The sequence below is a fragment of the Microcystis flos-aquae FACHB-1344 genome (assembly GCF_014698375.1).
Taxonomy (GTDB): Bacteria; Cyanobacteriota; Cyanobacteriia; order Cyanobacteriales; family Microcystaceae; genus Microcystis; species Microcystis aeruginosa.
Genome location: NZ_JACJSW010000180.1, coordinates 1 through 14,249, shown reverse-complemented (window position 1 = coordinate 14,249; position 14,249 = coordinate 1). Strand labels below are relative to the sequence as shown.

At 40.8% G+C, this 14,249-nt stretch carries 18 protein-coding genes; all 18 read left to right on the top strand.

Annotation, left to right across the window (positions count from 1 at the left end):
* The first annotated feature begins 23 nt into the window (after window positions 1-23).
* The 18 genes from H6G48_RS17385 to H6G48_RS17305 all read left to right on the top strand — a co-directional run bounded on the left by H6G48_RS17385 (window position 24) and on the right by H6G48_RS17305 (window position 13,192).
* Window positions 24-794, top strand: coding sequence for a Uma2 family endonuclease (locus tag H6G48_RS17385; RefSeq protein WP_190722663.1), 771 nt, complete (start codon window positions 24-26; stop codon window positions 792-794).
* A gap of 148 nt (window positions 795-942) precedes the next feature.
* On the top strand, window positions 943-1,284 hold the full coding sequence (locus tag H6G48_RS17380; RefSeq protein ID WP_190722662.1) for a DUF241 domain-containing protein: 342 nt from the start codon (window positions 943-945) through the stop codon (window positions 1,282-1,284).
* Window positions 1,285-1,368: 84 nt separating this feature from the next.
* A complete protein-coding gene (locus H6G48_RS17375) occupies window positions 1,369-1,710 on the top strand; it encodes a hypothetical protein (RefSeq protein WP_125730413.1) in 342 nt (113 codons plus the stop codon).
* Between the two features lie 168 nt (window positions 1,711-1,878).
* On the top strand, window positions 1,879-3,234 hold the full coding sequence (locus H6G48_RS17370; protein WP_190722661.1) for a flippase: 1,356 nt from the start codon (window positions 1,879-1,881) through the stop codon (window positions 3,232-3,234).
* A 143-nt stretch (window positions 3,235-3,377) separates the two neighbouring features.
* A complete protein-coding gene (locus tag H6G48_RS17365; RefSeq protein WP_190722660.1) occupies window positions 3,378-4,070 on the top strand; it encodes an FkbM family methyltransferase in 693 nt (230 codons plus the stop codon).
* 65 nt (window positions 4,071-4,135) lie between these two features.
* Window positions 4,136-5,458 (top strand): EpsG family protein, encoded by a 1,323-nt coding sequence (locus H6G48_RS17360; RefSeq protein ID WP_190722659.1) that lies wholly within the window; start codon window positions 4,136-4,138, stop codon window positions 5,456-5,458.
* A gap of 242 nt (window positions 5,459-5,700) precedes the next feature.
* Complete coding sequence (locus H6G48_RS26450; protein ID WP_242034681.1) at window positions 5,701-5,904, top strand: DUF3782 domain-containing protein; 204 nt, start codon at window positions 5,701-5,703, stop codon at window positions 5,902-5,904.
* Window positions 5,905-5,906: 2 nt separating this feature from the next.
* A complete protein-coding gene (locus H6G48_RS26445; protein ID WP_341275515.1) occupies window positions 5,907-6,062 on the top strand; it encodes a hypothetical protein in 156 nt (51 codons plus the stop codon).
* Window positions 6,063-6,239: 177 nt separating this feature from the next.
* Window positions 6,240-6,713 carry a DUF29 domain-containing protein gene (locus H6G48_RS17350; RefSeq protein ID WP_199328837.1) on the top strand — a complete coding sequence of 158 codons (474 nt, stop codon included), beginning with the start codon at window positions 6,240-6,242 and terminating at the stop codon, window positions 6,711-6,713.
* Window positions 6,714-6,888: 175 nt separating this feature from the next.
* Window positions 6,889-7,692 (top strand): Uma2 family endonuclease, encoded by an 804-nt coding sequence (locus H6G48_RS17345; protein WP_190722658.1) that lies wholly within the window; start codon window positions 6,889-6,891, stop codon window positions 7,690-7,692.
* Between the two features lie 201 nt (window positions 7,693-7,893).
* Entirely contained in the window at window positions 7,894-8,832 is a 939-nt protein-coding gene (locus H6G48_RS17340; protein ID WP_190722657.1) for a Uma2 family endonuclease, read from the top strand.
* Window positions 8,833-8,859: 27 nt separating this feature from the next.
* Window positions 8,860-9,114, top strand: a complete 255-nt coding sequence (locus H6G48_RS17335; protein WP_190722656.1) for a hypothetical protein — start codon at window positions 8,860-8,862, stop codon at window positions 9,112-9,114.
* Window positions 9,093-9,362 (top strand): DUF2283 domain-containing protein, encoded by a 270-nt coding sequence (locus tag H6G48_RS17330; RefSeq protein ID WP_190722655.1) that lies wholly within the window; start codon window positions 9,093-9,095, stop codon window positions 9,360-9,362. The genes H6G48_RS17335 and H6G48_RS17330 overlap by 22 nt, the downstream gene beginning before the upstream one ends.
* Before the next feature lie 52 nt (window positions 9,363-9,414).
* Complete coding sequence (locus tag H6G48_RS17325) at window positions 9,415-10,386, top strand: glycosyltransferase family 2 protein (RefSeq protein ID WP_190722654.1); 972 nt, start codon at window positions 9,415-9,417, stop codon at window positions 10,384-10,386.
* 97 nt (window positions 10,387-10,483) lie between these two features.
* The gene (locus tag H6G48_RS17320) at window positions 10,484-11,209 is read left to right on the top strand and encodes an FkbM family methyltransferase (RefSeq protein WP_190722653.1); all 726 of its coding nucleotides are present in this window, start codon (window positions 10,484-10,486) and stop codon (window positions 11,207-11,209) included.
* 313 nt (window positions 11,210-11,522) lie between these two features.
* Entirely contained in the window at window positions 11,523-11,786 is a 264-nt protein-coding gene (locus H6G48_RS17315; RefSeq protein ID WP_242034680.1) for a hypothetical protein, read from the top strand.
* A gap of 248 nt (window positions 11,787-12,034) precedes the next feature.
* A complete protein-coding gene (locus tag H6G48_RS17310; RefSeq protein WP_190722690.1) occupies window positions 12,035-12,355 on the top strand; it encodes a DUF433 domain-containing protein in 321 nt (106 codons plus the stop codon).
* A gap of 120 nt (window positions 12,356-12,475) precedes the next feature.
* Window positions 12,476-13,192, top strand: coding sequence for a Uma2 family endonuclease (locus H6G48_RS17305; RefSeq protein WP_190722652.1), 717 nt, complete (start codon window positions 12,476-12,478; stop codon window positions 13,190-13,192).
* The last annotated feature ends 1,057 nt before the right edge of the window (window positions 13,193-14,249 follow it).

The window sequence follows — 14,249 nt, the reverse complement described above, 5'->3', positions numbered from 1 at the left end:
ACCACCATCACACGAGAGCCTAAATGACAATCCCATTAGCACCTCGCATCTCTGATACTTTACCCCCCATTACCTGGGAGAAATTGCCAGCGGATTTTGTCCTCCCTGATGAACCAGTGGAAAGCACCCTACAACCCCTGCTCGCGGCGGCTTGGCGAGAATCTTTAGAATTAGCCAGTTTAATTGTGGCAGCGAGTCTTATTGCTGCTAATTTTGGCATTGGCGCCACCGTTGGCGGTAAGACAGTCGTAAAAGCTCCCGATTGGGTTTATGTACCCGCAGTAGCACCTATCCGAGAAGGAGAAATTCGCCGCAGCTACAAGCCTCATGCAGAAGGGGAAGTGCCAGCAATTGTCATGGAATTCATCTCAGAAACGGAGGGAGGGGAGTATTCTATCAATCCTCACTATCCCTATGGCAAGTGGTATTTCTACGAGCGAATCTTACAAGTACCTGTCTATATTATTTTTCAACCACAAACAGGAGAATTAGAAGTTTATCGCTTAGTAGCAGGGAAGTATGAGTTACAGAAAGCTGATGAGAATCATCGTTACTGGCTGGCAGAAATTGGTTTATTTTTAGGAGTATGGCAGGGGAAAAAAGCAGCAGTAACGGCTCATTGGTTGCGCTGGTGGGAGCAATCAGGTAATTTACTATTGTGGGGGAGTGAACGGATTGAACAGGAGCGGGAAAGAGCCGAACAAGCTGAACGGCGGGCCGAGGGAGAAAAAGCTAGGGCAGACAGATTGGCGGCGCAACTTAAGGCAATGGGAATTGACTTGGAGGCTGAATGAAGAATCTATACAGCTTTACAATTTAGCTGATTGTGTGCTATGGTAGCAACTGTTATGCGTCGAGAGGAAATATGTTGGGAAATTGCTGGCGATTGCGTCGATAATAAATGAATTGTAAGCAGTTATTAAAAAAGGAGAAAAGCCAGCCATGACCAGAGGCTCGGCCAGAAACTCCAGATGGACAGATGAGATGCTAGATGGATTGGCAGACTCAGTTTCGGGAGTCAAAGACTCAGTTTTGGAATTGCGAGAATCAGTTTCGGAATTGCGGCAATCGGTTTCAGAGGTTAAAGATTCAGTAGAAGGGTTACAATTGACAGCACAAGCACTGTTACAAATAGCTGCTCAACAACAGCGAGAAAATGAAGCTCGGCAAGCAGAAATTGCCGAAATCAGGCAAAGACAGGAAGAGTCAGACCAGCGTTTTGAGGTTTTGCTGTCAGAAGTTCGCTATTTGATTCGGCAAATTAAGCCAGAAAATCAATCATAAGCTTGAGGAAAATGGCGGCGATTGCGTCTATAATTACCCACAATTTAAGCAGCTATTGAACCTGAGAAGGGAGAAAAACAAGCCATGACAAAACGGGATGGGGAACGGACGAGATGGACAGATGAGATGCTAGATGAATTGGCAGACTCAGTTTCGGAATTGCGAGAATCGGTTTCGGAAATCAAAGACTCAGTTTCGGAAGTCAAAGACTCGGTTTCGGAATTGCGAGACTCAGTAGAAGGGTTACAATTGACAGCACAAGCACTGTTACAAATAGCTGCTCAACAACAGCGAGAAAATGAAGCTCGGCAAGCAGAAATTGCCGAAACCAGGCAAAGACAGGAAGAGTCAGACAAGCGTTTTGAGGTTTTGCTGTCAGAAGTTCGCTATTTGATTCGGCAAATTAAACCAGAAAATCAATCATAAGCTTGATAAAACCAGCGGCGATTGCGTCTCGACAATTTAACCTAACCTTTTGTGAAACTAATTTACAAAATAATTGATAGACTATCATGGAGCAAAAATTATTGTTGGCTAAATTGTTAAAAGGTCTCTCGAGTAGGATGTTTCGGCTATCAAAAAGGATCGAATATTATGGTGGCAAAGTGGAGAGCAGTGGTGGAAAAGCTGAGTCCTGGATTGCGAAAGATTCTGGGCAATGTCGGTTGGCTATTTGCCGAGCGTCTGCTGACCATGATACTAGCTTTTTTTGTCGGAATTTGGGTAATTAGATATTTAGGGTCAGAAAATTTCGGAAAATTGAGTTATACTACCAGTTTTGTCGCTCTTTTTAGTGCGATCGCTCAATTGGGGTTGAATGCCATCGTCATCCGCAATATCGTCCAAGAGGAAAAAGCGGCTCCAGAGATTTTGGGTACTGCTTTTGTGCTAAAGTTAATCGCTAGTTTATTGACAATTATTATAATTGGTATGGCCATCTGGACGTTTGAGACCGATCCTGACGTTCGCTGGATGACCTTAATAATTTCCTTTAGCTTAATGTTCAGTGCTTTTGACGCGATCGAGTTTTGGTTTCAATCACAGGTACTTTCAGGAGTCTTGGCTATTCTGAGAAGCGTCCAGTTAATTATGAGTTCCCTGATCAAACTTTCATTTATTGCCTTCAAGTTGCCGTTAATGGCTTTTGTCTGGTTAATTCTGGCAGAGCAGGTTGTGAGGGTGCTGGGAATGCTCTGGGTTTACCCTAAGTACCACCAATCTATATGGCAATGGAGAGTCAATTGGTCGAAAGGGTTAGAAATGCTGCGAGATTCGTGGCCGCTGATCCTATCGGGTGTCATGATAACGATTTACATGAAGATCGATCAAGTTATGCTCGGTAATATGGCAAATGCTCAAGCAGTGGGAAACTATGCGGCGGCGGTCAGGTTCTCAGAAATTTGGTATTTTATTCCTATGGCAGTTTGTTCTTCTGTCTTTCCGGCAATCCTGCGGGCGAAGCAGAGGAGTGGAGAGGAATATTATGCTAGACTACAACAACTGTACGATCTCATGGCTTGGATGGCACTGTCGATAGCGATTCCTATGACCTTTGCTTCAGTACCTTTGTTGACAACTTTGCTCGGCAAGGAGTTTGCTGAAGCTGGTACAATTCTAGCATGGCATATTTGGGCTGGTCCTTTCGTCTTTTTGGGCGTAGCTCGCAGCAACTGGTTAATGGCTGAAAACTTCACTCGGTTTAGTTTTTTGACAACTTCATTAGGAGCGATTGTCAATGTCTGGTTGAATTTCTTGCTTATTCCCCCCTACAGCGGTGTGGGAGCGGCGATAGCAACTATGTTATCGCAGGCGGTAGCTTGTTACATTAGTTGTTTACTTTATCCTCCTATGTTCAAACATAGCCTGATGTTAACTAAAGCTTTGTTTATACCATTTCGTTTTGAGCAAAATCTAAATTATTTTAATAAAATAAAGCAAATCCTAATATAGTCTTGAACTTGAAACAACTAATGCCATGAAACAAACAATCAGAAACTGTTTAGTATGGATTTTAGCAAGACCTTTTTTTAATAGCTTCAATATCAGGCTATATTCATTGACGCTAAATTTTCTAGGAATTTTGAATTAGAAGAATGATAAAAAAAATAAGTGGCGAGTATTCTTTTCTTACCAAACTGACAAAAAATTTTCAACCAGGTTCAGTCGTGCTTGATGTCGGGGCTAATGTAGGTGACTATTCTAACTTGCTCAAAAAACTTAACTCAGAAATTATAATTTATGCGTTTGAGCCGCATCCAAAAACTTTTAAAATACTTCAAGAGAATGCCATGAAAAATAAATATAATGCTTTGAATTTAGGTTGTGGTAAAAGTCAATCAAAACTAGAACTATATGATTACGAAAATCAAGATGGCTCGTCTCATGCTTCTCTGTATAGAGGTGCTATTAATGAGCTTCGCCAGTGTAACTCAGTTTCACATTTAGTGGACGTTATCGATCTAGATAGCTTTTTGTCTGAGCAGAATATACAAAAAGTAAACTTGCTTAAAATTGACGTTGAGGGGAATGAATACAGTGTCCTTGAGGGGCTGAAGGAAGCTCTTAAAAAAGGTATGATTGAGATTATCCACTTTGAGTTTAATGAAATGAACATTTTTAGTAGGACTTTCTTTAAAGATTTTTACGACCTATTAGAAGATTATAAAATTTTTAGGATGTTGCCAAGTCATCTATTGCCATTAGATACATATAGTCCCATCTTTTGTGAAATATTTGCCTATCAAAATATAGTTGCTGTACATAAAAACTATAGATTAAATCTATAGACTGGGCTGAGACTAACAATTATTTTTCGTTCAAACAATATCCAAAACAAATATGAGATTATTATATGACTAATCTTCCAACGTTTAACCTTGTCAAGAAGCTATCCTACCATAATAGATCCTTGAAATATGTATTCCTATTTCTCGGCTTAATTGTATGGATTATAATACCTATAATTGGCATTTTTCCACTCCTTCTTTTCATCCATTTTAATTTTAATAGGAAGAAAAATAAAATAAATGGGCTAAATTTAGTCATTTTAATATTAATTACTGTAACAACTGCAATTTTTACGTCATCCCAGAACATTATTTCTGATACTGCAGTTTATGTAACAAACTATGAAGACTTAGGGCGATATAGCCCATTTGAATTAGCTCATGGCAAAGGTGTTGAATTTATACTCCCTTTATTGAGCTATCCTATTTATATAATTTCTAATGGTTCTAAATACTCTTTTTTATTCTGTTGGTCTTTATTTATTAATTTGGCGACTATCTATATAGCTATTAAATTATCAAAAGAAAATTTTGCTTTGATTTTATTTTATACAATAGCAAATCCAGTGTTCTTTATACAAATATTTTTAATGAGGCAATTTATTGCCAGCACCTTTGTACTACTCGCTATAGTTAATCTAGAGAGTGAGATAGCTACCTGGGGATTTTATGCGATAAGTATTTTTACTCACTTTACTAGCATTATGTATTTGCCCATTATTATATGGGGAATAAAAGGGACTAATTGGATACGCAAATTATTTTCTATCTTTACGAATAATCTAGTTTTTAAAATTCTAGTTTTGTTTTTACTTATATCAGCTTTCGCGATCGGTATTCGATACGGTACTTTATTGAAGTTTTTTGATATCCTTAAAGGAACTGAAGCTTTATATGCAAAATCTCGTTACTGGGCTGCTGAAAACAAAGATACTGGCTTAGGAATTAGTCGTACAAAAATAGTTGAATTTTTAACTATTTTTTTGATCAATAGCTTCATGTTAAAAAAAAATCAGCAATCTCCTAGAAATAAAAATAGAGATATGATTATGTCTATAATCTTTACATATTTATTTTTCTTATGTCTGATAACAAGTAATATTGGTGGACATTTTAGTTTAAGAATTGGTTTATTGTTGCTTGGTTTTTCTGGAATTTTCTACTACCAACTTCTCGATAAAAAATGGAAAATTCCAGATCTAAAAAATATTTTTATTGCCATTAGCCTTATTGCTGTATTTGTCAGGTTTTTCTATTTTCTTTATAATCAAGGAAAGGTAGAATTATATTATCTTAACGGTCAACCATTTGAAAATTCTATATTGGAGTACATAAAATTAGCTTACGAAAGCTTTACCAACGACGTACAAATAGAAAGATTTCGTTAAACATACACAAATAACTTCTTTGCTGTATCATTAGTTGATTGCTGTCCTAAAAAAGTGTTTACTCAATCATCCTAAAGTTTTAGCTTCCAGATTTTAATCCTACCATTATTTGCGATCAAACAAAGTGAAGATAAATGAAGTTGGACACAGCCGCGATCGCCTTTGATATAATAGGAGCAAAGATGCTGCCTGCAAGAAAAGTCATGACACAAGAATATATTAAGGCGATTATCCGCCAATAAATGCCTCAAATTCTGCAAGATAGGGAAATGCGGGACGATTACGACAGTAGTGTTGATGCTTTGGGAGCGATATGGGGACTGCACTCGGAGGAATCTTTCCGCAATGCCCTCAAAGCAATTTTAGAAGAGTCTTTCGGGGTGCGGGTGCTTAATATTACTGAATATGATGACCAAGGAGAAGTTTTGGCAGTCCAGACCAGATAGAATTGGATTTGTTAATCAAAAATGGACTGTTGATAATTGGCGAAATCCAATCCTCTATAAGTAAAAGTACAATTTTATCAGCAGCGCCACCAACAAGAATCCAACTGCAAGATAGTTATTTCACTGATGGTAGATTTCAAGGCGCAGCAAGTAGCTAAAAATTTAGGAATAGAAGTTTATAGTTCTGTAAGAGATGGAGAATTCAGTTAATAACAGGAAGGGTAAGGAAGATAAATAGTACAAGGAAATTATCAGGCGAGCACTAATTGACAAAAAGGACAATATTTGTTAATATTAAGGTTGACCAATGTATATCATTAATAAAACTGCTAGAAATGTCCACTATTTTATATGATTCTGATTTTGACTTGTGGATTGAACAGACAATCCAACAATTAAAAGATCGTCAATTTGAACGACTAGACGTTGAACACTTAATTGAGGAATTACAAGACTTGGGCAAGTCAGAAAAAAGAGCCTTAGAAAGTAACTTAATGGTTTTGTTGGCTCATTTACTCAAGCTCAAGATACAAGGCGATGCGCCTGATACGATGACAGGCAGTTGGTATGATTCAATCAACGAACACCGGCAGCGAGTTCAAAAAAGCTTGCGAGATACTCCATCTCTCAATCTCTATCTGTCAACAGCAGTTTCCTCAGTCTATCCAGACGCTCGCCAGCTGGCAATTAGAGATGGAAAAAAAGCTAAATTTGGCGTTCGCATACCATTAGAAAATGAGTATCCAATCACCTGTCCTTTTTCAATTGAGCAGCTCTTGGATGATGATTTCTACTTAAATGCGTCTTAGCCTAGAATTGTGATATAACATATAGTAATCCCCTAAACCCTTGACAACAGGTAGCTGAACAAGGGGCTTAAGCCCCCTGTCCGTTCACGACTCATTTAGAATTGCTATAGCCAGTTAAAGAGGGCAAAAAATCTAGAAAATCTAAATAACTAAACCCAAAATATAGGACAGAAATATGGAAACTCTGACGCTTAGTCAACCGATGCAATTAACTGCATTACCCACGCAAGATGAACTCCCCTGCGATGATGGAGTACCCATGGAAACTCAAAGGCATAAATGGCAGATGGATCTGTTAATAGACACTATATCCCCTTGGCTAGACCAACGAGAAGATGGTTATGCCAGTGGCAATATGTTTGTCTATTTCAGTACAGCACAACTGAAAAATCAAGACTTCAAAGGACCTGATTTTTTTGCCGTCTTAGACGTACCAAAAGGGGAGCGAAAAAGTTGGGTTACTTGGGAGGAGGGAAAAGCCCCCGATGTAGTGATTGAACTACTCTCAGAAAGTACTGCCCAAATAGACAAAACCGAGAAAAAACAGATTTATCAAGATAAGTTACGAGTGCCTGAATATTTCTGGTACGATCCTTTTAACCCTGAAGATTTTGCCGAATTTGTCTTAGTTGATGGCCTATATCAACCACGGCAACCCAACGAGAAAGGATGGCTAATCAGTGGTCGTTTGGGATTAGCTTTAGTTCGTTGGCAGGGAGAATATAGAGGGGTAACAACCGTCTGGATTCGCTGGGCGACTTTAGATGGAATATTGTTACCAACCCCGCGAGAGTTGGCTGAGGAAGCACAACAGAAAGCTGAGGAAGCACAACAGAAAGCTGAGGAAGCACAACAGAAAGCTGAGGAAGCACAACAGAAAGCTGAGGAAGCACAACAGAAAGCTGAGGAAGCCGAAGAAAAAGCCGAACGATTGGCGGCTAAACTTAGGGAATTGGGGATTAATCCCGAAAGTCTCTAACTTCCTCTGGGCGGATTTTGGTAAGACTCCCCTGGTGGTGTACTTCATTTTTGAATCGGCATTTTCACCAATGGAGAACGAGGAATTGACGACTGTTCCGATTTATTGTGCATCAAGGCTTGCGGCGTTCAGGGGTCTAAAATTGACATGAATGCCCTATTATCTTGCTAAACTAAACACCAAACTAGCAACATTCCCCCCATGTACCAGAGAACGCCGTCCCTTCCACCCAAAGAAATGTTACCAACCATGTACGACCTCCCCAGCGAAAACCTGGAGGAACCTGGCTTGCCTGACGAATTTCATCTCTTCCAACCCGAATTATTGCGCCAGACCTTTCGACCTTCTAACTATCCTGCCGAACAAATATTTATCGCCAGCGATCTAAATCTCTACTACGACCCTTACCATCCCCAATGGTACAAGCGGCCGGACTGGTTTGCCGCTTTGGGAGTCTCGCGGCTGTACCAAGGAGAGGAATTGCGCCTGAGTTATGTGATTTGGCAGGAAGAAATTGTTCCCTTCATCGCCATCGAATTACTCTCTCCTGGAACGGAAGCAGAAGATTTAGGGCGTACCGTGCGGGGAATCAACCAACCTCCCACCAAGTGGGAAGTTTACGAACGAATTTTAGGCATTCTCTACTACGTGGTGTTTGATCGCTACAGCAACCAATTGCAGGCATTTACCTTAAAATCAGGAAAATATCAGCCTTTAAGACTAGAAAACCAGCAGTTGTGGCTAGAGGAAGTAGAATTGGGATTGGGACTTTGGGCAGGAAATTGTCAAGGCATTGAGCGGTTGTGGCTGCGCTGGTACGGACGAGACGGCAATTGGATACTGACTCCTACCGAACAGGAAACCCAACGCGCCGAGCAGCAAACCCAACGCGCTCAACAAGAAGCTCAACGCGCCGAGCAGCAAACCCAACGCGCTCAACAAGAAGCTCAACGCGCCGAGCAGCAAACCCAACGCGCCGAGCAGGAAGCTCAACGCGCCGAGCAGGAAGCTCAACGCGCCGAGCAGGAAGCTCAACGCGCCGAGCAGGAAGCTCAACGCGCCGAAAGAGAACGGCAGCGAGTTCTAGAACTAGAAGCTTTGTTGGCTCGTTACCAGGAACAATTCGGGCAGTTAAATTGAGAAAATAATGAATGGATTTTCTAAGCCATGAAAGTATCTTACCTGGCGGGATGTATTGATATGGTACTAAAAACTATTGCTGAACCTGATTTGATTGTTAAGGGATGGACTGATGAGCTAATAGCACTAAAACATTATCCGAAAACTGTTATCTCAAGAAAAGACGCGGTCGTCATCTATGAAGAACTAAAGAACGATGGATTTGTCATAACTGCTTTTTTGACATCCTCCTGCGAAAAAATTATCAAGCGGGGCATCCTATGGCAGAAGTCAATCTGTTAAAATCAATTCCTTATTCGCTAACCGCACCTTCTTCAAGAATCTGGATAGATTATGATGAAGAAGCAGATGTTTTATATATTAGCTTTCGTAAGCCTCAAAGAGCCAATGATAGTTTGCTAGAAGACAATATTATCTATCATTATAGAGATCAAGACTTAGTTGGGTTAACTGTCTTGAAAGCTTCGGATTTTAACAGTGGAGATAGTGAAAATAAAATTAATGGCTCTGAAAATCCTGAAATGGGTTGACAATTTGGTCAGGGTGGGTTAGGATACCACGAGTTAACAGTAAATCCGTTGCATGACTGACTTCCAACTAACCACTCCTGTCGCCTTCCTGATTTTCAATCGCCCGGACACGACGGCGAGGGTATTTGAAGCTATCCGTCAGGCTAAACCACCTAAGTTATTAGTAGTTGCCGATGGTCCGCGTCCAGATAGAGCCGATGATATTGAGAAGTGTAAAGCGGCTCGTGCTATTATCGAGGGTGTGGATTGGGATTGTGAGGTGCTGACGAATTATTCTGATGTGAATTTAGGTTGTAAGAATCGGGTGTCGAGTGGTTTAGATTGGGTTTTCCATACAGTTGAAGAAGCAATTATTCTTGAAGATGACTGCTTGCCACATCCTAGTTTTTTTCGCTTTTGCCAAGAATTGCTCGATTATTATCGAAATGATGAGAGAATTGCATCTATAATAGGTTGTAATTTTCAGTTCGGTCATCAGCGCACTAAGTACAGCTATTACTTCTCTCGCTATCATTTTATATGGGGTTGGGCAACCTGGAGGAGAGCGTGGCAGCATTATGATCGTGATATGAGTTTGCTTAATGAAATTAAAGATGATGATTTTCTGAGATATATTTTCCAGGATACTCAGCAGTCAAGATATTGGAAAGAAATATTACAAAGAACCTATGATGGAGAGATCGACACTTGGGATTATCAATGGATACTATCTTGCTTGCTACAAAATGTTTTGACAATTACACCCAATATAAATCTCGTTAGTAATATTGGATTTGGTGTAGAGGCAACACACACCAAAATCTCTAGATCTGTTTTGAATAACATCCCGGTCAAAGCTATAAGCTTTCCCTTACGCCATCCTGCCTATATAGTTCCCCATGCCGATGCGGATAACTTTACTTATCGTGTTTACTGTCGCCTTCCCTTACTTTACTGGTTAGCAAGAACAATAAAAAAGCGTCTGCCTTTCCTTTATCGGGTAGCAAGAACAGTAAAAAAGCGTCTGCCCTTAGAACCCGTTTGAAAAGTCTGCCAGTTCACGCAGAAATCGGCATTGTATTTGTTTCATGGGACTGGGTTGGATTGCCTCTTGAATAAAATTAATTGTCACTAAAAAATTTATGCCTAAAAAAATAATCAAGAAACTCGCCAGAAGTTTAGGAGTTGATCTAAAAAGATACAATGTCCAAACATCCGAAGCGGCGAAAATGCAGCGCTTGTTAGCCTATCACAATATTGACTTAGTATTCGATGTTGGTGCTAATATTGGGCAGTATGCTAAATTACTGCGAGAGTTAGGCTATTCAGGTAGGATTGTTTCCTTTGAACCACTGTCCAGTGCTTACTCTCAGTTAAAAGCTGTTAGTAAAAAAGACCCGCTGTGGGAAATTGCTCCCCAAACTGCCATCGGCAACCAAGAAGGTGAGATTGTCATCAATATTGCAGGTAATAGTTATAGTAGTTCAGCTTTGCCAATGCTGGATGCTCACTTAGAATCTGCACCGGAATCAGCTTACTGTGGTTCAGAAACAGTAAAATTGAGCAGGCTAGATATCATTGCCAAGGACTATATCAAAAGCGAAACTAAATCCATTTTTCTCAAAATAGACGTGCAAGGATTGGAAAAGCAAGTGCTAGAAGGAGCAACTGCAATTTTGCCTTTGGTTAAAGGCATTAAGCTGGAATTATCTTTAGTCCCTCTCTACGAAGGTCAAGTCCTGTTTAAGGAAATGATTGATATTATAGAAAAATTAGGTTACGAACTGTACGGTATTGAACCAGGTTTTACCGCCGAAAAAACTGGGAGGGTGTTGCAGATGGATGGCATTTTCTTCAAACCAGATTAAATTTTTAATCTGGTAAAACATGAGTAAAGTTATTTGTTGATGTCCTTTCTCAAATAGTGCTACACTGTGTACACAATGCGTACACAACGAGAGAGACTATGGATAATGGGACTTAGGCGTTTTCGGTCAGCAAAAAAGGCTCAAACCATTACGGGACAAAGGGTTAACCTCGATTTATGATTTTCCTTGATCTATCTGGGTTTCAGCGATTTTGGGCTTCTCGAAGTAAATCCCAAGCGGGGATTGGAGTTGAGGCTTTTCTCGATTTGTTTTTTGTCTAAGTCCCAATAAGCATGACATTGAGAAAATTGGGGTGCGAGAATTTCGGAGCGAACTCCCTAAATACCTATACGGTGAGACTCCCGTTGAGGTACTACGTCACGGTCAAACTGTTGGGTTCTATTTCCCCGTTAAACAGGGGAGTAAAAGCGCCGATATCGCTGCCTTACAAGCGGTGGCCGCTCAATTTGAGTACCTGTTAAGTCAAAAGGGAATTTCCGAGGACGATATTGTTCGTGAGTTTCGTCAGATGTGTGAAGCGGATAGAGCCAATCAGAGAAAGGATTTGGACAAGTGAGACTCAAATTCATCGTTCTCGACGCTAATATCATCATAATAAATAGACATCTCCAAAAATCTATACCCCAGTCCTAGCAATGGTATTCCTACTCGGTAATGGGATTTCTTATCCTTTTAGCTAAACAGCAACATTACTCCTATGAAATTAGCCTCTATTACCATTTTTCTTTATTCGCGTCACAACGAATGCAGGCTTGGCAAGCATTCGAGCGTGGATGTCTGTCATGGATTTAGAAATTAGCCTCTATCCCAACAAAGCAGTACATCGAGCAACGAGAAGAAGAATATTGGATTGAAGGAACTCGTATCTCCCTTGATTCAGTTGTCTATTCTTTCTTGAACGGAGAATCGCCCGAAAGCATTGCCCAAAATTTTCCACTCCTTTCCCTCGAACAGGTTTATGGCGCGATCGCTTTCTATCTGGCCAATCGAGAGCTTGTGGATGCCTATCTGAAAAAGGGTGAAGCCGAGTTTCAGCAACTACAACAGTCTTGTAGAGAAAAGAGTCCTTTGCTGTACCAAAAATTGAAGGCGGCTCAAGCCTACAATATGTGCTTAAAAAACTAATTTCCTAGAAGAAGGCTATAATTACCATAACATTTTGCCCCGTCTCAATTCTAGCCCCTAGATATTTTCCCCAATGCTAGAGGAAAAAGCTCCTTAAGTCTCATCACCAGCGTGACTCCGATGACTTCAACTATTGCCCCTTCTCGACTTTCACTGCCCACCCAAGATGAATTGCCCTGCGATGACGGCGTTCCCATGGAAACCCAACGACATAAACTCCAGATGGATATACTCATAGATGCCTTGTTACCCTGGTTAGCTGCTAGGGAAGATGGCTATGTAGGCGGCAATATGTTCGTTTATTTCAGTGCCGCACAGTTAAAAAGCGAGGACTTTCGCGGTCCCGATTTCTTTGCTGTCCGGGGGGTTCCTAAAGGGGAAAGAAAAAGTTGGGTGGTTTGGCAAGAGGGGAAAGCTCCCGACGTGGTTATCGAACTCCTTTCTGAAAGTACCGCTCAACAGGATAAAACTGAAAAGAAAGCTATATATCAAGACCGCTTGCGAGTGCCAGAATATTTCTGGTACGATCCCTTCAATCCTGAAGACTGGGCAGGTTTTATCCTCAGAGACGGCAACTACGAGCCATTATCTCTAGAGACGGGAGAAAGATTTTTCAGTCAAAGGCTAGGGTTGGCTTTGGTCCGCTGGCAAGGAGAGTATAAGGGAGTTGAGGCAGTTTGGCTGCGTTGGGCGACTTTTGCGGGCGATTTACTGCCCACGGAGTCAGAGCTAACTGAACAGGAGAAAATGCGGGCTGAACAGGAGAGAATGCGGGCTGAGGATTTAGAAGCATTGCTCCAACGCTATCGAGAGCGTTTTGGGGATTTGCCAGAATAAATCTAGATGTTGACCGGCTAGTAATCAATAGACATCTCCAAAAATTATAACCCAATCACAGCCTGCCTTTAGCTTATGTACTAACTAAATAGTTCGCTAGCTGAAATGTATATCTATCGTCGCTAATTCAATTTCACTGAAAAAATATGAAGCAATTAAAATTATGGCTCTTCGGTTTGTGTGATGCAATGGACGGGGGTTATAAGGGATGGAACCCTTATATAGAAAGGCATTTAGCGATTTTTGTCAATTCTTTTCGATCTAGAGCGAACTAATCAATTAAGTCTCTTGCCAGATAAGGATTTAGTCGATTTATGCCTCCCTATCGAACCATACCAAGTAACGAAGAGCCAAAATTATTTTTATTTGGGTGTGTTCCCTGACTAGAATAACTTTTAGTCTTGAGATAATATTAGGTCGAGGTCTAATCATCCCGTTGAATTAATTCGGGGCTGGAGTAATTGTCTATAATGACTTTCCAGGAGGCTAAATGGAAGATATTCCAACATTTTTCTCCATTATATCGGGAGAGCCGTTGGCTTTCTAGTAAGTACCTAAGCAAAATTAATTACACATCCAAGCCGTCACCCGTCAGCCAAAAGCTTTTTGCTGTTACCAGTAAACAGTGAACTAAAAATTCAAATCTGATCCCTGATAGCTGTCTCGGAGTCCCCCGTCCCCCGTCTCGGAGTCTCGGAGTCTCCTGTCTCGACTAGGAAATTAATTTTGCACGACTACTTAGGGCTTGCTGAATAAATGTGAAATGTAGGCAAGGTAAGGGTTTTGGGGCTTTTCTTGCTCCCACAGGTGCAAGATTTTGAGAGAATCGTCGTTCAAAACCTTGCGTCTTCATCAGCCCGCGTCCTGTAGGGGCGAAGCATTCGGGCAATAACCTATCGGTGAAACCGTAGGTTATTGCCCGAATGCTTCGCCCGTACTTTTTCCTGGACTTCCCCCGTATAAATATACTAGCTATGGCTAAAAGTCTTACACAGCCTGAGTTAAAGCAATATAATACTAATGGACTACTGGACACAAACTCCGGAAGTCCTTACGC